At 69.2% G+C, this 24,919-nt stretch carries 22 protein-coding genes, 2 rRNA genes, 1 pseudogene and 1 riboswitch; of the genes and pseudogenes, 7 read left to right on the plus strand and 18 right to left on the minus strand.

The features are described from left to right. Positions 1 to 5 precede the first annotated feature (5 nt). Both ACIBI4_RS07210 and ACIBI4_RS07215 read right to left on the minus strand, forming a co-directional pair. Complete coding sequence (locus tag ACIBI4_RS07210) at positions 6 to 1,070, minus strand: EamA family transporter (RefSeq protein WP_399202621.1); 1,065 nt, start codon at positions 1,068 to 1,070, stop codon at positions 6 to 8. An 82-nt stretch (positions 1,071 to 1,152) separates the two neighbouring features. Continuing rightward, a complete protein-coding gene (locus ACIBI4_RS07215) occupies positions 1,153 to 1,725 on the minus strand; it encodes a Clp protease N-terminal domain-containing protein (RefSeq protein ID WP_399202622.1) in 573 nt (190 codons plus the stop codon). 261 nt (positions 1,726 to 1,986) lie between these two features. Here ACIBI4_RS07215 and ACIBI4_RS07220 point away from each other — a divergent pair, with 261 nt between their 5' ends. After that, positions 1,987 to 2,223: a hypothetical protein gene (locus tag ACIBI4_RS07220; RefSeq protein WP_399202669.1), complete on the plus strand. Its 237-nt coding sequence runs from the start codon at positions 1,987 to 1,989 to the stop codon at positions 2,221 to 2,223. Between the two features lie 133 nt (positions 2,224 to 2,356). Then, on the plus strand, positions 2,357 to 2,785 hold the full coding sequence (locus ACIBI4_RS07225; RefSeq protein ID WP_399202623.1) for an SRPBCC family protein: 429 nt from the start codon (positions 2,357 to 2,359) through the stop codon (positions 2,783 to 2,785). Positions 2,786 to 2,866: 81 nt separating this feature from the next. Here ACIBI4_RS07225 and ACIBI4_RS07230 read toward each other — a convergent pair whose 3' ends face one another. Then, on the minus strand, positions 2,867 to 3,460 hold the full coding sequence (locus ACIBI4_RS07230) for a PadR family transcriptional regulator (RefSeq protein ID WP_399202624.1): 594 nt from the start codon (positions 3,458 to 3,460) through the stop codon (positions 2,867 to 2,869). Between the two features lie 276 nt (positions 3,461 to 3,736). On the opposite strand from ACIBI4_RS07230, the gene ACIBI4_RS07235 reads away from it, so the two are divergent. After that, positions 3,737 to 4,546 (plus strand): PhzF family phenazine biosynthesis protein, encoded by an 810-nt coding sequence (locus ACIBI4_RS07235; RefSeq protein WP_399202625.1) that lies wholly within the window; start codon positions 3,737 to 3,739, stop codon positions 4,544 to 4,546. Between the two features lie 28 nt (positions 4,547 to 4,574). Here the strand turns inward: ACIBI4_RS07235 and ACIBI4_RS07240 are convergent, their stop codons facing one another. Further along, a complete protein-coding gene (locus tag ACIBI4_RS07240) occupies positions 4,575 to 5,375 on the minus strand; it encodes a CPBP family intramembrane glutamic endopeptidase (protein ID WP_399202626.1) in 801 nt (266 codons plus the stop codon). 173 nt (positions 5,376 to 5,548) lie between these two features. Between ACIBI4_RS07240 and ACIBI4_RS07245 the strand changes: the two genes are divergently transcribed. Further along, positions 5,549 to 7,336, plus strand: a complete 1,788-nt coding sequence (locus ACIBI4_RS07245; protein WP_399202627.1) for a substrate-binding and VWA domain-containing protein — start codon at positions 5,549 to 5,551, stop codon at positions 7,334 to 7,336. A gap of 58 nt (positions 7,337 to 7,394) precedes the next feature. On the opposite strand, the gene ACIBI4_RS07250 is transcribed toward ACIBI4_RS07245, so the two are convergent. After that, positions 7,395 to 8,918 carry a glutamate--cysteine ligase gene (locus ACIBI4_RS07250; RefSeq protein WP_399202628.1) on the minus strand — a complete coding sequence of 508 codons (1,524 nt, stop codon included), beginning with the start codon at positions 8,916 to 8,918 and terminating at the stop codon, positions 7,395 to 7,397. A 495-nt stretch (positions 8,919 to 9,413) separates the two neighbouring features. On the opposite strand from ACIBI4_RS07250, the gene ACIBI4_RS07255 reads away from it, so the two are divergent. Next, a complete protein-coding gene (locus ACIBI4_RS07255; protein WP_399202629.1) occupies positions 9,414 to 9,989 on the plus strand; it encodes a hypothetical protein in 576 nt (191 codons plus the stop codon). A gap of 349 nt (positions 9,990 to 10,338) precedes the next feature. Then, complete coding sequence (locus ACIBI4_RS07260) at positions 10,339 to 10,545, plus strand: DUF5999 family protein (protein ID WP_399202630.1); 207 nt, start codon at positions 10,339 to 10,341, stop codon at positions 10,543 to 10,545. 114 nt (positions 10,546 to 10,659) lie between these two features. Here the strand turns inward: ACIBI4_RS07260 and gcvP are convergent, their stop codons facing one another. Next, positions 10,660 to 13,545, minus strand: a complete 2,886-nt coding sequence (gene gcvP / locus ACIBI4_RS07265; protein WP_399202631.1) for an aminomethyl-transferring glycine dehydrogenase — start codon at positions 13,543 to 13,545, stop codon at positions 10,660 to 10,662. Between the two features lie 193 nt (positions 13,546 to 13,738). Further along, positions 13,739 to 13,846: riboswitch (glycine riboswitch) on the minus strand. A gap of 159 nt (positions 13,847 to 14,005) precedes the next feature. Between gcvP and ACIBI4_RS07270 the strand changes: the two genes are divergently transcribed. Then, the gene (locus ACIBI4_RS07270; protein ID WP_399202632.1) at positions 14,006 to 14,377 is read left to right on the plus strand and encodes a PRC-barrel domain-containing protein; all 372 of its coding nucleotides are present in this window, start codon (positions 14,006 to 14,008) and stop codon (positions 14,375 to 14,377) included. On the opposite strand, the pseudogene ACIBI4_RS07275 reads toward ACIBI4_RS07270, so the two are convergent. From ACIBI4_RS07275 to ACIBI4_RS07330, 12 genes and pseudogenes are all read right to left on the minus strand, one after another. Next, a pseudogene (locus ACIBI4_RS07275) lies at positions 14,299 to 15,873 on the minus strand (DNA polymerase IV). The gene ACIBI4_RS07270 and the pseudogene ACIBI4_RS07275 sit on opposite strands and share 79 nt — an antisense overlap. A 57-nt stretch (positions 15,874 to 15,930) precedes the next feature. Further along, positions 15,931 to 16,575: a MerR family transcriptional regulator gene (locus tag ACIBI4_RS07280; protein WP_399202633.1), complete on the minus strand. Its 645-nt coding sequence runs from the start codon at positions 16,573 to 16,575 to the stop codon at positions 15,931 to 15,933. A 172-nt stretch (positions 16,576 to 16,747) separates the two neighbouring features. Further along, positions 16,748 to 17,221: a bifunctional nuclease family protein gene (locus ACIBI4_RS07285; protein ID WP_073772208.1), complete on the minus strand. Its 474-nt coding sequence runs from the start codon at positions 17,219 to 17,221 to the stop codon at positions 16,748 to 16,750. Positions 17,222 to 17,274: 53 nt separating this feature from the next. Next, positions 17,275 to 18,036, minus strand: a complete 762-nt coding sequence (locus ACIBI4_RS07290; protein WP_399202634.1) for a MerR family transcriptional regulator — start codon at positions 18,034 to 18,036, stop codon at positions 17,275 to 17,277. A gap of 17 nt (positions 18,037 to 18,053) precedes the next feature. Continuing rightward, positions 18,054 to 18,935 (minus strand): FHA domain-containing protein, encoded by an 882-nt coding sequence (locus tag ACIBI4_RS07295; RefSeq protein WP_399202667.1) that lies wholly within the window; start codon positions 18,933 to 18,935, stop codon positions 18,054 to 18,056. A 157-nt stretch (positions 18,936 to 19,092) separates the two neighbouring features. After that, complete coding sequence (locus ACIBI4_RS07300) at positions 19,093 to 19,941, minus strand: DUF881 domain-containing protein (protein ID WP_399202635.1); 849 nt, start codon at positions 19,939 to 19,941, stop codon at positions 19,093 to 19,095. A gap of 5 nt (positions 19,942 to 19,946) precedes the next feature. Further along, positions 19,947 to 20,279, minus strand: coding sequence for a small basic family protein (locus ACIBI4_RS07305; RefSeq protein ID WP_008749169.1), 333 nt, complete (start codon positions 20,277 to 20,279; stop codon positions 19,947 to 19,949). Continuing rightward, complete coding sequence (locus ACIBI4_RS07310; protein ID WP_399202636.1) at positions 20,276 to 21,175, minus strand: DUF881 domain-containing protein; 900 nt, start codon at positions 21,173 to 21,175, stop codon at positions 20,276 to 20,278. Before ACIBI4_RS07310 ends, ACIBI4_RS07305 begins: the two co-directional genes overlap by 4 nt. Positions 21,176 to 21,263: 88 nt before the next feature. Then, entirely contained in the window at positions 21,264 to 23,759 is a 2,496-nt protein-coding gene (locus tag ACIBI4_RS07315) for a sugar phosphate nucleotidyltransferase (protein ID WP_399202637.1), read from the minus strand. A 122-nt stretch (positions 23,760 to 23,881) separates the two neighbouring features. After that, complete coding sequence (locus ACIBI4_RS07320; protein WP_399202638.1) at positions 23,882 to 24,490, minus strand: CDP-alcohol phosphatidyltransferase family protein; 609 nt, start codon at positions 24,488 to 24,490, stop codon at positions 23,882 to 23,884. A gap of 152 nt (positions 24,491 to 24,642) precedes the next feature. Continuing rightward, a 5S ribosomal RNA gene (gene rrf / locus ACIBI4_RS07325) occupies positions 24,643 to 24,759 on the minus strand. An 87-nt stretch (positions 24,760 to 24,846) separates the two neighbouring features. After that, a 23S ribosomal RNA gene (locus tag ACIBI4_RS07330) occupies positions 24,847 to 24,919 on the minus strand; the annotation flags it as partial.

Here is a 24,919-nt window from a genome sequence, read left to right on the forward strand (position 1 = left end):
CCACCTTACGCGTCGGCCCGGCTGGGGGACATTGCCGTCTCGTCATGCGGGCCACCGCTCTGCGGCTGCGGCCCGCCCTGTTCATGGGCACCGGACTCCTGGGCCACCCCACCGACCACCGGCTCGCTCGCCGCCTTCACCGGCGTCGCGGACTGCGCGATGAACGCGCCGACCAGGACCACCGCTCCACCGACGATCTGCGGCGCGGACAGGTGCTCACCGAGCATGATCCAGGCGAGCACGGTCGCCACGACCGCCTCCAGACAGGCCACCACTCCGGCGACCTGCGGCGACAGCCGTCGTACGGAGACGACGCCGGTGCAGTACGCGAGCACGGTCGCGAGGAGGATGATCCAGGCGAGCAGCAGCAGACCGCTGACGGACGAGCCGTCCATGTCCACCGAACTCGTCAGGACGGACCAGTCCATGGACCACGGGCGCGCGATCACGGTGATCACCGCGGCGCCGATGAGGAGTCCGAACGCGATGACGCCGAGCGGATCCGGTGCTTCGTCGCCCGAGTCGCTGCCGTGGTCGCCGAGGATGAAGTACCCGGCCTGGCAGACCGCTGCGCCCAGTCCGAGCAGCACCCCGATGGCGTCGAAGCGGAGCCCCGCCCACACCTCGACGACACAGGCGAGGCCGCCGACGGCGAGCACCACACCGACCGCCGCGGCGCGCGTGACGTGCCGGCGCTGGACGAATCGGATCCAGCACAGGACGAGGGCCGGGCCCAGGTATTCGATCAACAGGGCCACGCCGACCGGGATCCGGGAGATCGCGGCGAAGTAGCAGGCCTGGACGCCCGCGACGGCGAACAGACCGAAGCCGGCGAGCAGCGCGGGCCGTTGCGTCAGGAGGCGTCGGTGTTTCCAGGCCACCGGCAGCATCACGAGCGCCGCGCCGGCCACCCGCAGCCAGACCACGTGCAGCGGGTCGAGCCCTGCCACGATCAGCGGCTTCGCCGCCACGCCGGAGCCGCCGAAGGCCAGCGCCGACACCAGGGCGAGCGTCAGTCCGACACTGCGGCCCCGGTCCCCTTGAATCCCCTTGGACGTAGACACGCGCACATGATGACAGGCGGCGTCATGAGCGTCACCATCGATACCCCTGACATCTCGGAGAGCGAGACGGGGCCTCGCCGCTGTGGGCCTATCCCGGGTGCGATTCCCCGGATCCGCCGTCGATCCGCTCCACCAGCGCCCGCGGATCCACCCCGGACCTGCGCAGGATCTGCACGGCGCGGCATTCCGGATCCGACGCGAGGGCCGCCAGGACATCAATGCCGTCGGCGAGTTCCCTGCCGCCGGCACGAGCCCGCGCTGTCGCCGTCTCCATGACGTCGAGGGCCGAGGGCGACCAGCCCGCGGTGTCCCGCGCGCCACGTTCCGGCCCCTTGTCCCGTACGACGGGAACGGCACCCGAATCCTCGACGGTGCCCTGCCAGCGCAGGCCGTATCCGATGGAGCGCTGCACCAGGAGACCGAGCAGCCGCGCCACCCGCGCACCGTCGTCGAAGACGGACCGCACCGCGGGATCGGACTCCAGGAGCGAGTGCAGGAGATGGGCGGTGTCGAGCTGACCGTCGCCGCCGCGCACCGCCCGCCGCCGCGCACCCGCGATCACCGACTGGAGCTCCGCGCCGAGCTCGCCGTCGGGTTCCGTCCGGGGCGGACCGGACCGCGGAACGAACTGGTCCGCATCCGGCCTGGTGGGGCTGTGCACACCATCCACCCCATCAGACCTGCGGGCCCTTCGGCATCCGCGGCGGGAAGCATCTTCGCATCCGACACAGGGTGGGGATGCCTGTACGGGTTCTCCTCCTTACGGATGAGATCTCCACACCCGCATCGAGGGGCGCACGAAAGCGCACCGCACTCCCCCGACGCAACCACCAGCCACCTTCCGGTCGTCACTCAGGAAACCGGAGTCCAACGATCCAGACCCAGGGCAGCCGGAATCCGCCGACCCAGGAAGGGAGTTGCCATGCCCCGAGCCATCCGGCCCGTCCGGCTGCGCGACCTTCCGCCCGAGGAGTGCGGCTGCTGGCTCGTGGCGCTGCCCGCGGTCGACGGCAAGCAGTACGTGTACCGCGTGTACGCCCCGGAGGACGCCTTGCCCGCGGATCTGTTCTGGGAGGCGTGGCACTGCCATGATGAGGGCCCGCACCCGCGCGCCTACGATCTCTTCGACGCGGCGATGATCCGCCGTATCGGCCGCTGAAACCCCTTGTCGCGAGGGCCTCCACAATTTCTGACGAGTCGTCAGTCTTGTAACTTCCGGACCGCGAGGCTACGTTCCGCGACACCGCTGCTGCGCCCGTAAGCCGCAGCGCCATACGAGAAGGGGTGGTCGCATGGCCGAAGTCAGCGCGGAAGCACGCTTCGACGCTCCCGCCGAGAAGGTCTGGGAGAAGCTCACCGACTTCTCCGTGTTCGGCGAGTGGAGCGTGACGCACACCGGTTTCCCCAAGGGGGCACCGGAATCGCTCAGCCAGGGCGACACGTTCGAGGAGAGCATGAAGCTCATGGGCTTCCCCGCGGACGCGGTGTGGACGGTCGAGTCCCTGGAAGCGGGCCGCTCGTTCACCATCCGCGGCAAGGGCCCGATGGGAGTGAACCTCAAGCAGGCGTACACCCTGACGCCCGACGGCGAGGCCACCGTGATGCGCATCGACGGCGAGTTCACGGGTGCGGCCGTGACGCTGATGGCGGGCAAGCTCAAGGACTCGGCGACGGCGGCGCTCAACGAGTCGCTGCGCAAGCTGAGCGCGCTCATCGTCTGAGCCGCGCGCGACGGCAGGACAACAGGCAGGCGCCCCACGCTCGTACGCGCGTGGGGCGCCTGCCTGTTCTTCAGGTAGCCGTCAGTCCTCGTCGGCCAGGATCAGGTACAGCTTCTTGCGTGCCTCGTTGACGACGGCGAGCGCCTTCTCGCGCTGCTCGGACGAGCCCGTCTTCCAGACCTGCCCGAAGGCCTCCATCAGCCCGAATCCGGCCTGCCGGATCTCGTTGACCGTCTCCCAGTCGATGCCGCGCCCGGCCTCCTCCCAAGGGGCGTCGGGCCCCTCGTCGGCGGTCGTGCGGCCGGTCTCGGTGAGCGAGAACAGCTTCTTGCCGCCCTCGGTCTCGCTGACGATCAGACCTTCGTCCTCGAGCAGCTGCAGGGTCGGGTAGACCGATCCCGGGCTGGGCTTCCACGCCCCGCCGCTGCGCTCGGCGATCTCCTGGATCATTTCGTAACCGTGCATCGGACGGTCCTTCAGAAGGGCCAGGATCGAGGCGCGCACATCGCCGCGACGCGCCCGCCCGCGGCCTCCGCCGCGTCCTCGTCCGCCCCAGGGGCCGGGTCCGCCGAAGCCGCGCGGATCGAATCCGCCGGGACCGAACGGCCCGAAGGCGCGCCGCCGGCCGTGCTCGTGGTCGTGCTCATGTCCGCAGTTGTGTGCATGGGGTCGCATATCAATCACTTCTTCCATGTGGATGCTGTCTGCGTGGTCTCGCTCCTCGAATGGGCGCCATCTGCCGTACGCCGGGCCGAAGGGGCCACAGGCGCGGAATGCGCTGACGGGAGCGCTCGCGATCTTCTATGAACCATCGCGATGTCTCGACGATATATCGCTATCGATCGGATGGCAAGCCCCGTCATGCCGTCGTCTCCCACGGGCGCCCCCTCAAGTCCACTCACCCCGCATTGGCCTTGGCCCACCGAGCCACGCCCCGCCTACGGTCGCCTCATGCGAATCCGAATCGTCGACGCCTTCACGGACCGCCCCTTCGCCGGCAACCCCGCGGGGGTCGTGCTCCTCGACTCGTTCCCCGGCGACGACTGGCTTCAGAACGTCGCGCTGGAGGTCAATCACGCCGAGACGGCCTTCGCTCACCCGCTGCCCGCGGGCGGCGGAGCGGACTGGGCGCTGCGCTGGTTCACGCCGACCACCGAAGTCCGAATGTGCGGTCACGCCACCCTCGCAACCGCCCACGTCCTGCACTCCACGGGACGCGCGACCGGCACGATCCGCTTCGCCACGCTCAGCGGTGTCCTCACCGCCACGGTCGCTCCGGACGGAAGCCTGACGCTCGACTTCCCGACAGCCCCGCTCACCCCGGTGGACGTTCCCGAAGGCGTCGAGGAAGCGCTCGGGGCCAAGATCCTTGCCGCATTCGACACCGGGCCCGACGTGGGCAACCCGGTGATGGAGCTGGCCGACGAGCAGACGGTGCGCGCCCTGGCGCCGGACATCGCCGCACTCGCCCGCACCGCCGAGCGCGGCATCATCGCAACCGCCGCGGCCCAGGAGCCCGGCGGCGGCTACGACTTCGTCTCGCGCTGCTTCTTCCCGAACTCCGGTATCGACGAGGACCCGGTCACCGGCAGCGCGCACACGGCCCTCGCCCCGTTCTGGAGCGAGCGTCTCGGCCGTACGCACCTCACCGGCCTGCAGGCCTCACGGCGCTCCGGCCTGGTCCAGGTCACGCACCAGGGCGAGCGCACACTCCTGACGGGCCGCGCAGTCACGGTCATCGACGGGGAACTGCACGCCTGACCACCGCGCGGCGCCCGACCGCCACGGCTCAAGCGGTGGGCAGCCAGCTCACCTTGCCCGCGAGTACCGCGTACCCCACGAACGCCCCGATATCGAGGAGCGTGTGGGCCACCACCAGTGGCCCCACGCGCCCCCACTTGCGGTAGAGGAGCACGAAGACGACGCCCATCACCATGTTGCCGATGAAGCCGCCGATCCCCTGGTACAGGTGGTAGGAGCCGCGCAGCACGGAACTCGCCGCGAGCGACTTCATCGGCGAGAACCCCAACTGGTCGAGCCTGCGCAGCAGATACCCGACCACGATCACTTCCTCCAGGACCGAGTTCTGGGCCGCCGAGAGGATCAGGACGGGGAACTTCCACCACACATCGGGCAGCGCCTCGGGCACCACCGTGAGGTTGAAGCCGAGCGCACGCGCCAGAAGATAGAAGGCGATACCGGTCGAACCGATCCCCGCCGCGATCACCGCACCGCGGGTCAGATCGAAGCCGGGCCGCTTCAGATCGAACCCGATCGAACGGGCTCCGGCGCCCTCCCGCAGGAGCAGATGCAGCACGAGCGCGACGGGCACCAGGGCCGCGCTGATACCGAAGAGCTGCCAGGCGAGATCAAGCCATGGACGTCCCGGCGCCGCCGACTCGTTGAGCCTCGCCGCCTGATCCTTGAGGCCGCCCGGCCTCGTGACCGAGCCGATAAACCTGATCAGCGCGGAAACACCACTGGCACCGAGGGACAGCGCGAGCACGAGAAGCGTCTCGTCCCGGAGAATCCTCCGCGAAAGCCGCTCGCTGGGAAAAGATCCGGCCACCAGCCCTGCCTCCACGTGCACACCTGTGTTAGTTGACCAATCACGCCCCGTACACACGCTTGTCCCACTAGGGTCTCGAAAGCAGGTACGAAGACCGTGCGCGACAGGCCTAGGGGGACGGTACGCCACGCACCTGTGTCGACCGTACGTACCCCCACGCGTCGTGCAGCCGTACGAGGAGGGGCACCAGCGTCATGGGACGTCACAACATGCCGGACCGCAGAGCGCGAGCATATGGGGCGGAAGCGCAGCGCCCGGGTCCGCGTCGCCGCATGGTGGCCATCGCGACAGTCCTGGTCATCGGCGTGGCCGGCTCGGCCGCCTACGCCGTCGGCGGCGACTGGCTGCCCTTCGCGGAGAACTGCGCGGACGACGCCGTACGCATCGACGTCCTCGCGGCCCCCGACATGGCCCCCGCCCTGACCGAGGCGGCCGCGTACGCGCGGGACAAGGAGGTCGTCTCCGACGGCCGCTGCATGGACGTCCGGGTCACGTCCCGCGACCCCTCGAAGGTCGCCGACAGCCTGCGCACCGACGGCAAGCCGGGGACGTACGAGGTGTGGGTGCCCGACTCGGACCTGTGGGTCGAGCGGGTCCAGCTGCACGGCGACGAGAGCCTGCTGACCCCCACGGGCAACATCGCCTCGACGCCCGTGACCATGGGCATGATCCCGGCCACCGCCGAGAAGATGGGCTGGCCGAAGAAGACGTACTCCTGGGCCGAACTGGCGGGCGCCGCCACCGAGGGCGAGAAGTTCCGGCTCGGTGCCGGTGACCCGTCGCGCAGCGCCACCGGTCTGCTCGCGCTCGCGAAGATGAGCGCCTCGGCGCAGAAGGCGGGCGGCGCCGAGGGCGAGGCACAGGTCGCGGCCACGGCGAAAGCGCTCGCGCAGCGCACCTCGGCGAGCGACGCGCAGGCCATCGACACCCTCGCCCGGGACAGTTCCGGTACGGAGCAGGGCAATCCGCGCCGCAACCAGGCGCTGATCCTCTCCGAGCAGGCGGCCTTCCAGCACAACGCATCGGCGGCGGACTCCGGCAAGCTGGACCTCTTCTACCCCAAGGACGGGGCGCCCGAACTCGACTACCCGTACGCGCTGCTCGACGAGCCCGGGCAGACCACCGACGAGAGCCGGGCCGCGCTGCGGTTCATGACGCTCCTCGGTGAGGAGGACGGCGAGCGGATCCTCGCCAAGCACGGCTTCCGCACCGGCCGCAGCGAGCCCTCGGACAGTCTTGTCAAGGCAGCGGGCGGCAGCGCGGAGCAGCCGATCGCCGAGGGTGCGGGCGACGAGCTCAGCCCCAAGCAGATCCAGGAGACCCTCGGCGTCTGGACGATCACCGTGCAGAGCGCACGGATCTCCGTGGTCGTCGATGTCTCCGGTTCGATGGCCGAGATGGTGCCGGGGCGCGGGGCGCCGCGCATGGAGGTCACCAAGGCCTCGCTGTCGGCGGCCCTCGACACGTTCACGAACGAGGACGAGTTCGGCCTCTGGGAGTTCTCCACACTCCTCGACGGCAAGCGCGACTACCGCGAACTGGTGGCCACCGACCGCCTCGGCAAGCAGGTCGGCAAGGGCGCCACGCAGCGCGAGAAGCTGCGGGCGGCGTTCGCGGAACTGCAGCCGGTGCCGGACGGCGCGACAGGTCTGTACGACACGACGCTCGCCGCGTTCAAGCAGGCCCAGAAGACCTACGCGGCGGACAAGTTCAACGCGGTGGTGGTCGTCACCGACGGCGAGAACCAGGACCCGGGCTCGATCTCCCGCAGCGCCCTGGTCTCCCGGCTCGAAGGGATGGCCGACGGCGACCGCCCGGTGCCGATCATCGCGGTCGCGGTCGGCCCCGGCGGCGACCAGACCGAGCTCGAGCAGATCGCCAAGGCGACGGGGGGCTCCGGCCACCAGGTCGACGACCCGGCCCAGATCCCTGCCGTGATCCTCAAGGCGATCATGGCGGCGGGCGAGGCGGGCACGGGCTGATCGCACGGGCGGGCCGGATTCGCTCCGGCCCGCCACCCGGGCCCCGCGAAAACGTGTCTCACCCCGACGCGGCCACCGCATCCGGCAGCACACCGACCGGCCAGGTGTGCACCGGATCGCCCTGGTGCATCAACTCGCAGTAGCGCCGCGTCGTCGCGGCCAGCGCCGCCTCCCGCGTCAGCCCGCTCTCCAGCGCCCGGTGGAATGTGGCCACCTGCCACGACGCCCCGTTGACGCGCAGCTTGCACCGCTCCTCGATGACGCCCAGGTAGTAGTCCCGGTCCACCGGTGCCACACCCCACGCGTCGAGCCCGGCCGACGCGAGCGGCAGCAGTTCGTTGCGTACGAGGTCGACGGCCGGCACCCGCGCCACGCCCCCGAACCGTGCGGAGCGCGGCCACTCCAGCTCCGCGTCGATGCCGTGGCGGCAGGCCGCGTCGAAGTTGGCGGCGGCCGACTCGAAGGGCAGCCGGGACCAGACAGGTCGGCTGTCCTCGGCGAGCGCGCGGACGACTCCGTAGTAGAAGGCCACGTTGGCGATGACGTCGGTGACGGTCGGACCGGCCGGAAGGACCCGGTTCTCCACCCGCAGATGCGGTACGCCGTCGGCTATCCCGTAGACGGGGCGGTTCCAGCGGTACACCGTGCCGTTGTGCAGGACGAGTTCGGACAGGGCCGGCACACCGCCCTCCTCGATCACCCGCAGCGGCTCCTCGTCGTCGCACAGGGGCAGCAGCGCCGGGAAATAGCGCAGATTCTCCTCGAAGAGGTCGTACGGCTTGGTGATCCACCGCTCCCCGAACCAGGTCCGCGGCCGCACCCCCTGCGCTTGGAGCTCGGGTGGGCGTGTGTCGGTGGCCTGCAGGAACAGCGGCGGCCGTGACTCACGCCAGAGTTCACGGCCGAACAGGAAGGGCGCGTTGGCACCCACGGCTATCTGCGCGGCGGCCACGGCCTGCGCCGCGTTCCACACATCGGCGAAACGCCCGGGGGTGACCTGCAGATGCAACTGCACCGACGTACAGGCCGCTTCGGGCGCGATCGACGCCGAGGTGCAGGTGAGCCGCTCGACCCCCTCGATGTCGAGATGGAAGTCCTCACCGCGCGCCGCCACCATCTGGTCGTTGAGCAGCATGTAGCGGTCGACCGCGGAAAGGTTCGAGGAGACCAGATCGTCCTGCGCGAGCGTGGGGAGAATTCCGATCATGACGATACCGGCGTCGACTTCGTTCGCTTTCCGGTGCGCATAGTTGAGTCCTGTACGGAGCTCTTCGGCGAGCTGATCGAGAACGCGCCCGCCGAGCCCGTGCGGTGCAATATTCACCTCGAGGTTGAACATCCCGAGTTCCGTCTGGAAATCCTGGCTCGCGATCCGCTCCAGCACTTCCGCATTCATCATGCGCGGCAAACCGTCGGACCCCGTCAGATTCAGCTCTATCTCCAGGCCCATCAGATTCCGGGGCCGGTCGAACCGCTTCTCGTCCAGGAGCCGCGCGAGCCCCGCGAGGCACTGCTGCAGCTTCCTGCGGTAGCGCTGCCGATCGGACAGGTCGAACGCGCCTGCCGCGACCTTCTCCCCCATCGAAGTGTCCCCTCCTCGATTGGGCGGTCCACGGCCACTGTGTCACCGGGGATGATGCCCAGGCATTGTGATCGATAACGCCCCGCATCTGCCCACCCCGCTGTATCCTCAATCACATTCACGCCGGGCACATTCACTCGGCATGCGGCAGAGCGCAGTTGCACCGATCAGGGCCGTGGTGGAATAAGCCGACGAGAATCGGCCGTCCGCCCGTACGGACATCGTCGAGGTCAGCCCTCGTATGCCCGAACGGAATCGGGAGAAATACCGCAGGATGGCGACCGAATACCGCCTTGCCCGCAATACCGGCGACCGCTAGCTGAAACATAGCGAGAACAGGCGTCGTATAAACTCCGCGAACGAGGCAGAGAGTTGGCGCTCGCGGACTGGAATGTGGCCATCCCCCGCCCCTCTGGCCCCGAGAGCTGACAGCGCCGTCAAGCCCGCACCTGCCCATGGCACGACATCAGCCTGTCGAATGAGAGGCGACCCACCATGCCGCTGCATGTCCCCCCGGCACCCGCGCCGGCCCTGCGCAGCGTCCTTGCCGCACTCGGTTCCCCCACCGCAGTGCGCGAGGCGCGCACACCGTCCCTGCGCAAGGCCCAGGGACCTGTCACCCCTGAACTCCCCCTGCCCGTGCACGTCCTGAACCAGGAAGGCACCCCACGGACCCGCCTCACCGGCTGGCGTTTCCTGCTGCGCGGCGAGGGCCGCATGGTGGCAGCCGCCGACACGGTGCTCACCGCCGACGGCTGGACCTTCGCGCACTTCTTCGAAGGCCCGTACGTCACGGCCACCGAACGAGCCCTGCGCCAGGCGGAGTCCCTGCAGTCGGCCTGCCAGCCACGACTGCTCTCCGTGCCGGAGCTCTACATGCTGACGCTGTGGCTGCACAGCGACACCACATCGGACGGTACGGAGGGGCGGCTCGAACCCACGGACCTCCTGGTCCCCTTGGCCCCCGCGCCACCCGGCATCGCGGCCCACCGGCCGCACCTCGCGGCCGAACTCCTGCCGGTGCTGACCCACCGTCTGGCGCCCGCGCCACTCCTCGGACACGCGGTCTGAGTCCGCGCCACGTGTGCCCCGCGATCCAGCCGGTCGCGGGGCACATGTGTGTCCTGCGCTGCGCAAACGTGCATGCCCCCTACAGAGACCGCCGCCGCACCCTCCCAGCGGACTAGCCCCTTCAGGCCACCCCTAACCACCCGAAGAGACCGCCGAGTTGGACTGAACCGTCCGCACGGGTGATACGTCATCTACTGGTGAGGAGCGCTGCCGGTAAATCCCTGCGGAATCGAGCCCGCAGGGGAACACTGGTTCCGGACCGACCACACGGGGGCGGCAAATGAACACCGCAGCACACCGATCCACCCGCGGGACTCACATCACCACGACGCAGCGAAAGAACCCATCCATGTGCCAGCACCAGCCAGCCTGTCCCACAGCCGACTCAGCCGACCGGGAAGCCGCACTTCCTGTGGCCTTCCACCCGGAGCAGGGCTGGAGCCTGCTGTGCAACGGCGTCCTGCTCTTCGAGGACACCGGTGAGCTGCTGCCGGACGGGCAGATCATCGCGCCGCACCGGCCGCTGGGCACGGGTTCCGTGGTCCGCGCGGCCTGACGAGCACGCGAGACCACCCGACAGCACCATCCCGCAAAGCCAAGGGCCGGCCCGGAGAGCAACTCTCCGAACCGGCCCTGACGTATGCCCGCCCGTGATCCGGGCGTCATCCCACTAGTTCTCGTACGCGTCCAGCGGCGGGCAGGAGCAGACGAGGTTGCGGTCGCCGTACGCCTGGTCGATGCGGCGCACCGGCGGCCAGTACTTCTCCGACGGCACGAGCGCACCCGGGAAGACGGCCTCTTCGCGCGTGTACGGGTGGTTCCACTCGCCGGCCAGCGTCGCCGCGGTGTGCGGGGCGTTGTGCAGCGGGTTGTCCTCGGCGGGCCACTCGCCCGAGCCGACCTTCTCGATCTCCGCGCGGATCGCGATCATCGCGTCGCAGAACCGGTCGAGCTCGCCCAGGTCCTCGCTCTCGGTCGGCTCGATCATCAGCGTGCCGGCCACCGGGAACGACATCGTCGGCGCGTGGAAGCCGTAGTCGATCAGACGCTTGGCGATGTCGTCGACGCTCACACCGGTCGCCTTCGCGAGCGGACGGATGTCGATGATGCACTCGTGCGCGACCAGACCGCCGGGGCCGGTGTAGAGCACCGGGAAGTGCGGCTCGAGGCGCTTGGCGATGTAGTTGGCGCCGAGCACGGCCATCTGCGTGGCGCGCTTGAGGCCCTCGCCGCCCATGAGCCGGACGTACGCCCAGGAGATGGGCAGGATCCCGGCCGAGCCGAACGGCGCGGCGGAGATCGGACCGACGCCGGTCTCCGGACCCGCGGCGGGCTGCAGCGGGTGGTTGGGCAGATGCGGGGCGAGGTGCGCGCGCACCGCGACCGGACCGACGCCCGGACCGCCGCCGCCGTGCGGGATGCAGAAGGTCTTGTGCAGGTTGAGGTGCGAGACGTCGCCGCCGAAGTGGCCCGGCTTGGCCAGACCCACCAGGGCGTTGAGGTTCGCGCCGTCCACGTACACCTGACCGCCGGCGTCGTGCACCTGGGCGCAGATGTCGGCGACGTGCTCCTCGAAGACGCCGTGCGTCGAGGGGTACGTGATCATCAGGACCGCGAGCTCGTCCTTGTGCTGCTCGATCTTGGCGCGCAGGTCGGCGACGTCGATCTCACCGTCGTCGGCGGTCTTCACGACCACGACCTTCATGCCGGCCATCACGGCGCTGGCGGCGTTGGTGCCGTGCGCGGAGGACGGGATGAGGCAGATGGTGCGCTGGTCGTCGCCGTTGGCGCGGTGGTAGCCGCGGACCGCGAGCAGACCGGCGAGCTCACCCTGCGAACCGGCGTTGGGCTGCAGCGAGACCTTGTCGTAGCCGGTGACCTCGGCGAGCTGCTCCTCGAGCGACCGGATGAGCGTGAGGTAGCCCTGCGCCTGCTCGGCCGGCACGAAGGGGTGCAACTGGCCGAACTCGGGCCAGGTGACCGGCTCCATCTCGGTGGTCGCGTTCAGCTTCATGGTGCAGGAGCCGAGCGGGATCATGCCGCGGTCGAGCGCGTAGTCCTTGTCCGAGAGCTTGCGCAGGTAGCGCAGCATCGCGGTCTCGGAGCGGTGCTCGTGGAAGACCGGGTGCGTCAGGTACTCGTCGGAGCGCAGCAGCCCGGCGGGCAGCGCCTCACCGGCGGCGGCGTCCAGGGCCTCGATGTCACCGCTGACACCGAACGCGGACCAGACGGCGGCCAGCTGCGTACGGGTGGTGGTCTCGTCACAGGACAGCGCGACGTGGTCGCCGTCGACCAGGTGCAGGTTGACCCCGCCCTCGCGCGCGGCGGACACGACCTCGGCGGCCTTGCCCGGGACGCGCACGGTGAGGGTGTCGAAGAACGAACCGTGCACGACCTCGACGCCACCGGCCTTCAGGCCCTCGGCGAGGATCGAAGCGTAACGGTGCGTGCGGCGGGCGATGTCCGCGAGGCCCTGCGGGCCGTGGTACACCGCGTACATACCGGCCATGACGGCGAGCAGCACCTGCGCGGTGCAGATGTTGCTGGTCGCCTTCTCACGGCGGATGTGCTGCTCACGGGTCTGCAGCGCGAGGCGGTACGCCTTGTTGCCGTCGGCGTCGACGGAGACACCGACGAGGCGGCCGGGCAGGCTGCGCGCGAACTTCTCGCGGACCGCCATGTAGCCGGCGTGCGGACCGCCGAAGCCCATCGGCACACCGAAGCGCTGCGTCGTACCGACGGCGATGTCGGCGCCCAGCTCACCGGGCGAGGTGAGCAGCGTGAGCGCGAGCAGATCGGCGGCGACGGTGACGATCGCACCGAGCTTGTGCGCCTGCTCGATGACGGGCTTGAGGTCGCGCACGGCGCCGGAGGCGCCCGGGTACTGCAGCAGCACACCGAAGACACCGCGCTCGGCGATCTCGGCGGGGATGCCCTGCGACAGATCCGCGACGACGACCTCGACACCGGTCGGCTCTGCGCGCGTCTCGATCACGGCGATGGTCTGCGGCAGCGCGTCGGCGTCGACCAGGAACACGCCCTGCTTGACCTTGCCGACGCGGCGCGCGAGCGCCATGGCCTCGGCGGCGGCGGTGCCCTCGTCGAGCAGCGAGGCGCCGGAGGTCGGCAGACCGGTCAGGTCGGCGACGACGGTCTGGAAGTTGAGCAGCGCCTCCAGGCGCCCCTGCGAGATCTCCGGCTGGTACGGGGTGTACGCCGTGTACCAGGACGGGTTCTCCATGACGTTGCGCAGGATCACCGGCGGCGTGAAGGTGCCGTAGTAGCCGAGACCGATCATGGGCGCGAGCACTTCGTTGCGATCGGCGAGCGTCCGCAGTTCGGCGAGCACCTCGGCCTCGGTGCGCCCCTCGGGCAGCCCGAGCGCCTCGGCGCTCTTGATCACGTCCGGCACCGCGGCCGCGGTCAGCTCGTCGAGCGAGCCATAGCCGACCTGGGCGAGCATCTTGGCGCGGGCCTCGGCATCGGGGCCGATGTGGCGCTGCTCGAAGGGGATGCCGCGCTCGAGCTCGTGGAGCGGGATGCGGTTGGCGGTCATTACGGAGGCCTCCTGGTCGTATGCGACCTGCGAGGGGCACCACGGCGCGGGTACCCGGACGGCCTCCCCCTCTGTCATCTCAACCTGAGAGTTTCACCGGCCCGCGGCACACGTTTCCGTGATGCCCTCGGTCCGGCTTTCACCGTCGGTGAGAGCGGAAGCCGTCGACGTCCGCCCTGCTTTCCAGAGTGACCTCGTCCGTGCGGTACGGGTGCCTGAGAGATTCCGGGGAGGATTTGCTCCTTCGGCGCCTCCTGCCAGTACGTTCACCGGACTCGGAGAGCTCTCCCGCACGGGGTCAGCAGCCGTCTGCCAGCCTACCAGCGGGCACACGGCACGATTCCGCGCGTACGGCCCCTTCCTCCTCCGAGTGGCCACGCACCCGAAAGTGGCTTTTCGTAGGAAAACAGGGAATCCGCATGACTTTGTGAACCGGCTTTGCGAACCACGTGGAGGCACCGTGCAGACCGACATCGACCCGCGCAGCCTGATCGGCCGCAAGGCCTTCGACCGCAACGGCTCCAAGCTCGGCACCGTGGACGAGGTCTATCTCGACGATGCGACGGGCGTCCCGGAGTGGGCGGCGATACGCACGGGCCTGTTCAGCCGGGACGCCTTCGTCCCTCTCGAACCCAGCGAACTGGTCGAGGGCACCCTCCACGTCCCCTACGAGCGCGCCCTGATCAAGGACGCCCCCGACTTCGGCGTGGGCCGCCACCTCTCCCCGGAGCAGGAGCTGCAGCTCTACCACCACTACGGTCTGTCCCTCACCGACCCGACCGATCCCCCGCAGGACCAGAATTTCGGCCACATCGCGGGCCAGGACTCCTGACCGCGGCACCCCGGCTTCTCACTCGTCCCGCCCGGCTACTCCCCCGTATCCACCAGCGGCAACGGCTCCCCGGGCTCCAGATCGGGGTCGTCGACCCGGAACGTCTTCACCCGTCCCGGCCCCGAGTCCGGCGTCTCGAACCGCACCGTCACCCGCCCCAGACCACTCCCCTGGACCCACCCGGGCCCGAACTCCGTATGCCGCACATCGTGCCCGGCGTACCACCGCCGCTCGGCAGGCTCGGCCTCCACGGGCTCCGCGCCGGCCGGGGGCGGAGACGGCGATGCGGTTGAGGACGGCGAAGGCAGATCGTCATCACCTTCATGACCGGGATCCGCCCCCTCGGCCACCCCGTCCTCGCCGCCCGCCCGCGCCTCGGCGGCCCGCGCCTCCGCCTCGGCAGCCTGCGCCTCCGCTTGGGCAGCCTGCGCCTGGGCGAAGAGGTCCTCCTGCGTGTAGTCGGCGAGCCCGCTCACCCCGACCCCGAGCAACCGCACCCCGCCCGTCGTGTCCACCGCTTCGAGCAGCCGGGCTGCCGCTTCGCGCACCACGGCCGGATCGTCCGTCGGCCCCCGCAGCGTCTCGGACCGGGTGAGCGTCGAGAAGTCGTAGCGCCGCACCTTGAGCACCACGGTCCGCCCCGAGTGCCCGGCGGCCCGCAGCCGCTGCACACAGCGCTCGGCCAGCCGGTCCACCTCGTACCGCACCCGTACACGGTCGTGGATGTCCACGTCGAAGGTGTCCTCGACCGACACCGACTTGGTCTCCCGCTCGGCCACCACGGGCCGCTCGTCCACCGCGAGCGCCATCGTGTACAGATGCCCGCCGTGCGCCTTCCCCAGCAGCCGTACGAGCTCGTCCTCACCGGCCTCGGCGATCTCCCCCACGGTCGTGATCCCGGCCCGCCGCAGGTGGTCACCGGTGGCGGGCCCGACCCCCGGCAGGATCCGGACGGACTTGTCCGCGAGCAGTTCCCGCTCGGTCCCGGGAGTGATCAGCCGCAGCCCGTCGGGCTTGGCCTCCTCGGACGCGATCTTCGCGAGCATCTTCGACGCGGCGAGCCCCACCGACCCGGTCAGCCCGGTGACGGTCCGTATGTCGGCCCGCAGCTTCTCGCCCACGGCGAGCGCCGACGCGGTGTCCCAGGCGACCTCGCCCGCCTCCAGGTCCACGAACGCCTCGTCCAGGCTCAGCGGCTCCACCAGCGGCGACAGCTCGCCGAGCAACCGCATGACCTGCCGGCTGATGTCCCGGTACAGACCGAAGCGCGGCACCAGATACGCCGCGTTCGGCGCGAGCCGCCGCGCCTGCCCGATCGGCATCGCCGAGTGCACCCCGAACCGCCGGGCTTCGTACGAGGCGGTGGCCACCACCCCGCGCGGCCCGAGCCCGCCCACGACCACGGCTTTTCCGCGCAGACTCGGCTTGGCTGCCTGCTCCGCCGAGGCGTAGAAGGCATCCATGTCGAGATGCAGGATGGTGGGCGCGGATCTCACAGGTCCGATGCTGCCCTACGGCACTGACAACGGCCCCGGATCCACCGGGGCCGCGCGTCACACAGCGCGGTTACGGCGCCGCGCCAGCTCATCCGAGGGGTTGTGCCCGATGAGGGTCTCCCCGGTGTCCACACGCTCCCCGTGGAGCTGCGAGAGGGCCGTCTCCACATCGCGCCAGACGACACCCACGGCGATCCCGAAGATCCCCTGGCCGCCCTGGAGCAGATCCACGACCTCGTCGGGCGAGGTGCACTCGTAGACCGTCGCTCCGTCGCTCATGAGGGTCATACGTTCCAGATCGGCGAAGCCGCGCTCGCGCAGGTGCTGCACGGCGGCGCGGATGTTCTGGAGCGAGACGCCGGTGTCCAGGAACCGCTTCACGATCTTCAGGACGACGACGTCCCGGAAGCTGTAGAGCCGCTGGGTCCCGGACCCGAAGGCGGACCGCACGCTCGGCTCGACGAGGCCCGTACGGGCCCAGTAGTCCAGCTGCCGGTAGGTGATCCCGGCCGCCGCACAAGCGGTGGGCCCCCGGTAACCGACCTGCTCGGCCGTCTCGTCACCGCCGCCCCGCACCACGGCGGGGTTTCCCGGCCGCTTGGGAGCATGTCCGGCCGCGCCACTGTGGAGCGGGTACGGACCGCTCTCCCCCGGACTCCGTCCGCGGGCTCCCCCAGCCGTACCGTCGCCGCTGCTTCTCACGTCGGCCTCCGTCCTTGACCTGCCTTCTCGACGGTAGGCAGTACCCAGGAGCACGTCAACGAACGCCACACTCGGCACGCCGAGTGATAATCACCCGAAGTGTGGTTTGACCCGCCTCACCGCGTGGAAAGGCTAGCCGAATGCCCACCTGTCGCCCCGGGAGCGGGCGGCGCTACTGGCTGTTGGTCCCGAAGTCCTCGGGCGAGATCTGGTCGAGGAACTCACGGAACTTCTCGACCTCGTCCTCCTGCTCGTCGGGAATCGCGATCCCCGCGTCATCGAGGACGCCGTCGCTGCCGTAGATCGGCGTACCGGTCCGCAGCGCCAGCGCTATGGCGTCCGACGGACGGGCACTGACCTCGACACCGCTCGCGAAGACCAGCTCGGCGTAGAACACGCCTTCCCGCAGGTCGGTGATGCGCACTTCCGTGAGCTCCTGGCCCACCGCCTCCAGCACGTCCTTGAACAGGTCGTGCGTCAGCGGCCGCGGAGGGGCCATGCCCTGCTGTGCGAAGGCAATGGCGGTCGCCTCCCCCGGTCCGATCCAGATGGGGAGGTAGCGGTCGCCTCCCACTTCACGCAGGAGCACGATCGGTTGGTTGGAGGGCATTTCGACCCGGACACCGACAACGTCGAGCTCATTCACACAGCAACCCTAGGACCTGCCCGCCCGGTTTGGGTAGTCGGGCTCCCTCCGGGTCAGTGCAGGCGTACCCTGAGCGCCGACTGGACGAGCGCCGCGTGCAGCTTGATCGCCACCGCCGCGAGCTCCTTCGTACGGGCCTCCGCATGGGTCCTGGTCTGCGGATTCCTGTGCCGGCGCAGGGGCGCGACCACCTGGTCGACCAGCCCGGCCTCCCGCTCGGCGGAGGCTTTCATGGCCCGCAGATGCCGTGGCTCGATTCCGGAACTTCCGAGCTCGACGACTAGCTTCGCGATCTGCACCGCGTCCGCGTCGTAGTCGCCCTGCTCCGAGGCCGTGATCAGGCCGTACGACTCCCACTCGGCAAGCTGCTCGGCTTCGACCTGGGCGGCGGCGAGCAGCGTGGCCCGGCCGATCCGGCCCGCCGCGAGCTGCTCGGCCACCGGCTCGAAACCGCCCGCGAAGTGCGCAGAGTCCTCGTCCGAGGTCCGCTGGTGACCCATCGGGACCGCAGCGGGCCGCTCACCGCGCTCCAGGGCGTCCAGGTGCTCGCGGATGACCTTCAGCGGCAGATAGTGGTCCCGCTGCATCCGCAGGACCGCAGCAAGGCGCTCCACGTCCTCGGTGCTGAACTTACGGTAGCCGGACGGCGTGCGCTGCGGTTCGACGAGGCCCTCGGACTCCAGGAAGCGGATCTTGGAGATCGTGACCTCGGGGAACTCCTCGCGCAGCACCGCCAGCACCTGGCCGATGCTGACGAGCCCGCCGTCCGCGGTGGCGGTGCCGCTGCCGGCACCGCCCCTCGGTGTGTGAAGCATGGGCCTTCCCTGGACGGTCAGATGGCCCGCTGGCTCGCGTAGAAGACCAGGCGGTACTTGCCGATCTGCACCTCGTCGCCGTTGGCGAGCTGCACCGCGTCGATGCGCTCACGGTTGACGTAGGTGCCGTTGAGGCTGCCCACGTCCGACACGGTGAAGATCCCGTCCGCACCGCGACGGAACTCCACATGACGGCGGGACACGGTCACGTCGTCGAGGAAGATGTCGCTCTGCGGATGACGTCCCGCGGTGGTCAGCTCACCGTCGAGCAGGAAGCGGCTGCCCGAGTTGGGGCCGCGCCGCACCACGAGGAGTGCCGAGCCGAGCGGCAGCGCGTCGACGGCGGCCTGCGCCTCCGGCGACAGACCCGGCGTCGGGGTCTGCCCCGTCACCTCCGCCTCGTACGCCTCGAGTCCCGAGATCGAGATGGTCGAGGTCGTCTCGGAAGGCCGCTCGGGGCCCGCGGCCCGCAGGGGCGCACCACAGTTGGAGCAGAACCGGCTGGCCTCGGCGTTCCGGTTGCCGCACCTCGTACACACCAGGGCCGACATGGACGGATCCTCCTGCCGCGGCTGCCCCGCGGAAGCGTGGGACGCATACGGGTCGGCGCCGAACTCTCCACCCGTACTTGAGGTTGATGGTTCCGAGAAACCTATGCCGCCGGACACAGCAGGGTCAACAGAAGACGCGCCCGGAGCGCCCGAAATGTCACCGCCGGGACCGCCCACCTGATCGCGGAACAGCGGCCGTTCGCCACTCTGGCCCTCGGGCTCAGCGTGGCGCGGAGCCCGGTGCCGGGCAGCGTTGCCGCCGTCCTCGCGCGGGCTCTTGCCGAACAACTTCTGAAACAACTTCACGGGCGATTCCCCTTGACCGAAACAGACCCGCCCGTGGGGCAGGACGAACCCTGGCTGCTCACACCGGCGTACGTCAGCGACGCCGACACCTTCTCAACGTCCGCAACCTCCGGACAGTTTCCACCACGCGACACCCTTCCGGTGCGCCGACCCCCCGCAACCTCCTGCCCGCGCCCGCGGCCCATGACACGCACCCGGCTCACTGGGAGGACGACCGAGCGTAGTCAGGACGATTCGCCCGTCGCAAGGCATCCACGACGATCTTCTCGCCGCGCGTCACTTCCACCGTGGCCTGCTCCTTCTCCAGCGTCTGCACGACACCTCCGGGAATGTTCAGGGCCGGTTCGAGATCCTGCGCCTTGCCGATGACCTTGAAGCGGTACGGAGCCGACACGGCGCGCCCGTCGACCTCGACCCCGCCGGAGCCGTCCGTGAGGTAGGTGTTCGCCACCACCCGTACGTCATTGATCTGGATCGCCTCGGCGCCGGCCGCCCGCAGCTCCTGGATCGCGTCGAGCAGCATGTCCGCCTCGACGGCCTCCTTGCTGTCGGAGACCGTCACCGTGATGCCGGGCCCTTCCGCGGCCACCGTCCCTGCGAGCACCCCGAGTTGCCGCTCCTTCTCCACCGTCTGCTTGCGCGCCGCTTCGGCCTGGTCCGAGCTGTTCTCCAGCTCGGACCGCTGATCGTCGAGACGCTGCTTCTCGTCTTCCAGACGCTGAGTACGGTCATCCAGTTCATCGAGAATGCGCACGAGATCTTCCTGACGTGCGCCGCGCAGTGCACTGCCCTCACTGTTCGACCGCACCTGGATGGCCAGACCCAGTCCCAGCACGAACAGCAGCAGCGCCACGATGAGCTGCGCCCGCGACACCTTGGGCGGCCACAGACTCCGCAACAGCCGCTGGCGTCCGGTCAGTTCGGGCGCGCCTGAGGTGCTGGGCTCGTCCGAGGCGTCGGGCACGTTCGTGGTGCCGGGCACGTTCGAGGTGCCGGGCGCTTCCGGGGCGGAGTTTTCACCCGATACGGGGGTTTCCTCTGGATTCATCGGCCTCACGCCCGGAACACGTGACGGCGGATGGCCGCGGCGTTGGAGAAGATCCGGATCCCGAGGACGACGACCACACCGGTCGACAGCTGCGCACCGACGCCCAACTTGTCACCGAGGAACACGATCAGGGCCGCCACCACGACGTTCGACAGGAACGACACGACGAAGACCTTGTCGTCGAAGATGCCGTCGAGCATCGCGCGGAGCCCTCCGAACACCGCGTCGAGCGCGGCGACCACCGCGATCGGGAGATACGGCTCGACCACTGCGGGCACCTCGGGCCGGACGAAGAGTCCGACGACGACGCCCACGACGAGGCCCAGTACGGCGATCACGATGTGCCCTTCCCTGCTTTCGGCTCAGCGGTTCGTACGATCAGGCTCGGCGCGGCCGGCAACCGCAGCGCGTCCTCGACGGAGAACTCCGTACTGATCCCGAAGTTCTCCTTCAGCGCGTGGAGATACAACCCGTCCGCACTGCTCTGGAACTTGGTGTTCAACTGCTTCCCGTTACCGATGGCCAGCACGGTGTACGGGGGCGCCAGCGGCTTGTTGTCGACCAGTATCGCGTCGCCCGCGGCCCTGATCGCGGAGAGCGCCGTCAGCCGCTGCCCGTTGATCGAGATCGCTTCGGCACCGGACGCCCAGAGGCCGTTGACGACCTGCTGCATGTCCCGGTCGCGTACGCGGCCGTTGTCGGAGAAGCCGGTCTCGCCCCGCGGACCGTCACCGCCCGCGCCGTTGCCGCCGGCGTCGTCGATGACGAGCTTCAGGCCCGGCCCGGTGACCTCGGTGTCCCCCGCGAGCAGGGCCACCAACTCCCCCTGGCCGCCGCCGTCTTCGTCGAGCGCTTCGCTGCGCCGCTCGTCGACCTCGCTCCGCAGCGAGTCGACCTCGTCCTCGAGATCATCGGCGTCCGACGACTCGCGTTCGATACGGTCGATCAGCTCCTGGCGCTCCTTGGCGATCACTGGAGCGGCCACCCGCGCCTGCGCCGCACCCACCGTGACCACGAGCGCAGCCAGCACCAGACCGGCCGCGAGCCCCAGCTTCGACCGCAGCGTGCGGGGCATGCCGCCCTCGCCCTGGGCCCGTTTACGGGCAGCCGCCTCCGCGTACCCGTCGTCAAGGCTGTGATCCATGACGTTGGTGAGCAGCGACATCGAAGCGTCCAGGCGCCTGGGGCGCGAATCGGTGCTCCGAACGGGGGGCTGCTGCGACATGCCGCACATCGTCGCACGTCGCGCCCCGTACCTCCGAATGGCCCCACCGGCGCGCCGGGCCAGGGAACGATCACCATGGCCCGGCGCGGGGTGAAGATCAGCGTCCGGCGCTGTCCACGACCGCCGACCACTCGTCGAGCAGCGCCTGCGCGGACGCGTCATCGGGCCCCTCGGCCCACAGATGGGTGACGGCCTCGGCCGGGTCGGGCAGCACCATGACCCACCGCCCGTCGGCCTCGACGACCCGCACCCCGTCCGTGGTGTCCACGGAACGCTCGCCCGCCGCCTCCACGACCCGGCGCATGACCAGGCCCTTGACGGCCCAGGGCGTCGCCAGATCCCGTTTCAGCACATGCGCGCGCGGGATACGGGCATCGATCTGGCTCAGCGTGAGCTGCGTCCGTGCGACCAGACCGATGAGCCGTACGAACGCCGCCGTGCCGTCGAAGACGCTGCTGAACTCCGGCACGATGAAGCCGCCCCGGCCATCGCCACCGAAGATCGTCGCCTCGTCCCTTCCGACGCGCGTCAGATCGTCGGGCGAGGTGGTCGTCCACTCCACCTGTGTGCCGTGATACGCGGCCACCTGCTCGGCGATACGGGTGGTGGTCACCGGAAGCGCCACACGGCCGCTGCGCCGCTCGGCCGCCACAAGGTCGAGCAGCACCAGGAGCGCCCGGTCGTCCTCGACGATCCGCCCCTTCTCGTCGACGAGCGAGAGCCGCTCGCCGACCGGGTCGAACCGGACCCCGAACGCCGCCCGCGCGGACGCCACGATCTCCCCGAGCCGCACCAGACCCGCCCGCCGCGCATCCGCGGTCTCGGTGGGCCGCGACTCGTCCAGACCAGGGTTGACGGTCAGCGCATCCACGCCGAGCCGCCCGAGCAGGCTCGGCAGCACCAGCCCAGCGCTGCCGTTCGACGCGTCGACGACGACCTTCAGCTCGGACTCGGCGATCCCGCTCGTGTCGACATTCCGCAGCAACGAGCCCGTGTACGACTCGTAGACGCTCGCCGGGAAGTGCAGATCCCCGATCTCCCCGGGGAACGCACGACGGTACTCCTGACGTGCGTAGACCCGGTCCAGCTTGCGCTGCCCGGCCTGCGAGAGATCCGCTCCGCGCCCGTCGAAGAACATGATGTCGACGGAGTCCGGCACCCCGGGCGTCGTCCGGATCATGATGCCGCCGGCACTGCCCCTCGCGGTCTGCTGCCGGGCTACCGGCAGCGGCACGTTCTCCAGGTCGCGTACGTCGATGGCGCTGGCCTGAAGGGCGGAGATCACCGCGCGCTTCAGCGCCCGGGCACCCCGTGAGTGGTCACGCGCCGTGGTGACCGTCGAGCCCTTCTTGAGCGTCGTGGCATACGCGCCCGCCAGCCGCACCGCGAGCTCCGGCGTGATCTCGACGTTGAGGATCCCGGACACCCCGCGGGCACCGAACAGATGCGCCTGGCCCCTCGACTCCCAGATGACCGAGGTGTTGACGAAGGCACCAGCCTCCACCGTCTTGAAGGGGTAGACGCGGACGTTCCCCTGAACAATCGATTCCTCACCGACGAGACACTCGTCCCCGATGACCGCGCCGTCCTCGATCCGCGCGGCCCGCATGACATCGGTGTTCTTGCCGACGACGCAGCCGCGCAGATTGCTGTGGGGCCCGATGTACACGTTGTCGTGCACCACCGCACGGTGCAGAAACGCACCGGTCTTCACGACCACGTTGGAGCCGACGACGGTGTGCTCACGGATCTCCACGTCGGCCTCGACCTTGGCGTAGTCCCCGATGAACAGGGGCCCGCGCAACACCGCGTCCGGATGGACCTCCGCACCCTCGGCCACCCACACACCAGGCGAGATCTCGAAGCCGTCGATCTCCACGTCGACCTTGCCCTCGAGCACGTCGGCCTGCGCCTTCACATAGCTCTCGTGCGTGCCGACGTCCTCCCAATAGCCCTCGGCGACAAACCCGTAGATGGGCTTGCCCTCCTTCATGAGCTGCGGGAACACATCACCCGACCAGTCCACCGGAACGTCCGGCTCCACGTAGTCGAACACCTCGGGCTCCATCACGTAGATGCCCGTGTTGACCGTGTCCGAGAAGACCTGCCCCCAGGTCGGCTTCTCCAGGAAGCGCTCGACCTTGCCCTCTTCGTCGACGATCGTGATGCCGAATTCCAGCGGATTCGGCACCCGGGTCAGGCAGACGGTGACAAGCGCACCCTTCTCCTTGTGGAAATTGATGAGCTCGGTGAGGTCGAAGTCCGTGAGCGCATCACCGGAGATGACCAGAAAGGCATCGTCCTTGAGTGCGTCCTCGGCATTCTTGACGCTGCCGGCGGTGCCGAGTGGCTTCTCCTCATTGGCATAGGTGAGCTCCATTCCGAGCTCTTCCCCGTCACCGAAGTAATTCCGCACCAATGAGGCGAGGAACTGCACGGTGACGACGGTTTCGCTGAGCCCATGCCGCTTGAGCAGCCGTAGCACATGCTCCATGATGGGCCGATTGGCCACCGGCAGGAGCGGCTTGGGCATACTCGAGGTCATGGGGCGAAGGCGAGTGCCTTCGCCTCCGGCCATCACGACGGCCTTCATGTCGGAAGCGTCCTCCTTGAGAGACGACGGTTGTCCGACTCAGCCCATCCGAAACCGCTCAGGTCGGTCGGACGCGGTGCGGGCGCACCAGCCGCTGCACAGCGCCACCGATTACGGCAGGCTCAGTCGGCCCTGGCGTCCGCCCGGACGAGCCGGCGGACCTGAACCACGTAGAGGATCCCTGCCCACCAGTAGAGCGTTGTACCCCATCCGGCGAACGCCCATCCGAAAATAGCAGCGAGAGTCCCGAGCCAGCCACTTGTATCGCTGAGCAGCAGCAACGGGAAGGCATACATCAGGTTGAAGGTGGCTGCCTTCCCGAGGAAGTTCACCTGCGGCGGCGGATAGCCGTGACGGCGAAGGATTCCCACCATCACCAACAGGACCGCTTCGCGCGCGAGCAGCACCAAAGTCAGCCACAGCGGAAGAATCTCGCGCCAGGTGAGACCGACCAATGTCGACAGGATGTACAGACGGTCCGCCGCGGGATCGAGCAGCCGGCCGAGGTTGCTGATCTGATTCCAGCGCCGCGCGAGCTTCCCGTCGAGATAGTCGCTGATACCGCTGAACATCAGCACGATCAGCGCCCACACATCACTGTTGGGGCCGCCGAACACGGGCCTGAGGATCAACCACAGGAAGAGAGGTACGCCGAGCAGCCTCGCCATGCTGAGGATGTTCGGGATGGTGAGAACCCGGTCGGTCTGCACACGGGTTTCCTGGACCTCCACCCGGGGGCCTCCTATGGGAACGTTCCTACGATGCCCCACGACCTTACCCTCCGTGGCAACGGCCGGCGGTCAGGGGGTAGGGCCCTACCGTCCCCACAACGCAGAAAACCCCCGCACTGAATAGTGCGGGGGTTTCCCTTTTCCTAAATTAAGTTCGGCGGCGTCCTACTCTCCCACAGGGTCCCCCCTGCAGTACCATCGGCGCTGTGAGGCTTAGCTTCCGGGTTCGGAATGTAACCGGGCGTTTCCCTCACGCTATGACCACCGAAACACTATGAAACTGTCAACCGGAGCCGTAGCCATGGCTACAACGGTTGTTCGTGGTTTCAGAACCAACACAGTGGACGCGAGCAACTGAGGACAAGCCCTCGGCCTATTAGTACCGGTCAGCTCCACCCTTTACAGGGCTTCCACATCCGGCCTATCAAC

The organism is Streptomyces sp. NPDC050418, from assembly GCF_044458745.1.
Classification (GTDB): domain Bacteria; phylum Actinomycetota; class Actinomycetes; order Streptomycetales; family Streptomycetaceae; genus Streptomyces.

Bases quoted from the DNA above. Each gene is read 5' to 3' on its own strand.
- ACIBI4_RS07245 (WP_399202627.1), top strand. From the start codon at position 5,549: ATGGGACGTCACAACATGCCGGACCGCAGAGCGCGAGCATATGGGGCG.
- ACIBI4_RS07225 (WP_399202623.1), top strand. From the start codon at position 2,357: ATGGCCGAAGTCAGCGCGGAAGCACGCTTCGACGCTCCCGCCGAGAAG.
- ACIBI4_RS07260 (WP_399202630.1), top strand. From the start codon at position 10,339: ATGTGCCAGCACCAGCCAGCCTGTCCCACAGCCGACTCAGCCGACCGG.
- ACIBI4_RS07290 (WP_399202634.1), bottom strand. From the start codon at position 18,036: ATGCTTCACACACCGAGGGGCGGTGCCGGCAGCGGCACCGCCACCGCG.
- ACIBI4_RS07255 (WP_399202629.1), top strand. From the start codon at position 9,414: ATGCCGCTGCATGTCCCCCCGGCACCCGCGCCGGCCCTGCGCAGCGTC.
- gcvP (WP_399202631.1), bottom strand. From the start codon at position 13,545: ATGACCGCCAACCGCATCCCGCTCCACGAGCTCGAGCGCGGCATCCCC.
- ACIBI4_RS07235 (WP_399202625.1), top strand. From the start codon at position 3,737: ATGCGAATCCGAATCGTCGACGCCTTCACGGACCGCCCCTTCGCCGGC.
- ACIBI4_RS07230 (WP_399202624.1), bottom strand. From the start codon at position 3,460: ATGCGACCCCATGCACACAACTGCGGACATGAGCACGACCACGAGCAC.
- ACIBI4_RS07250 (WP_399202628.1), bottom strand. From the start codon at position 8,918: ATGGGGGAGAAGGTCGCGGCAGGCGCGTTCGACCTGTCCGATCGGCAG.
- ACIBI4_RS07310 (WP_399202636.1), bottom strand. From the start codon at position 21,175: ATGTGCGGCATGTCGCAGCAGCCCCCCGTTCGGAGCACCGATTCGCGC.
- ACIBI4_RS07300 (WP_399202635.1), bottom strand. From the start codon at position 19,941: ATGAATCCAGAGGAAACCCCCGTATCGGGTGAAAACTCCGCCCCGGAA.
- ACIBI4_RS07220 (WP_399202669.1), top strand. From the start codon at position 1,987: ATGCCCCGAGCCATCCGGCCCGTCCGGCTGCGCGACCTTCCGCCCGAG.
- ACIBI4_RS07315 (WP_399202637.1), bottom strand. From the start codon at position 23,759: ATGAAGGCCGTCGTGATGGCCGGAGGCGAAGGCACTCGCCTTCGCCCC.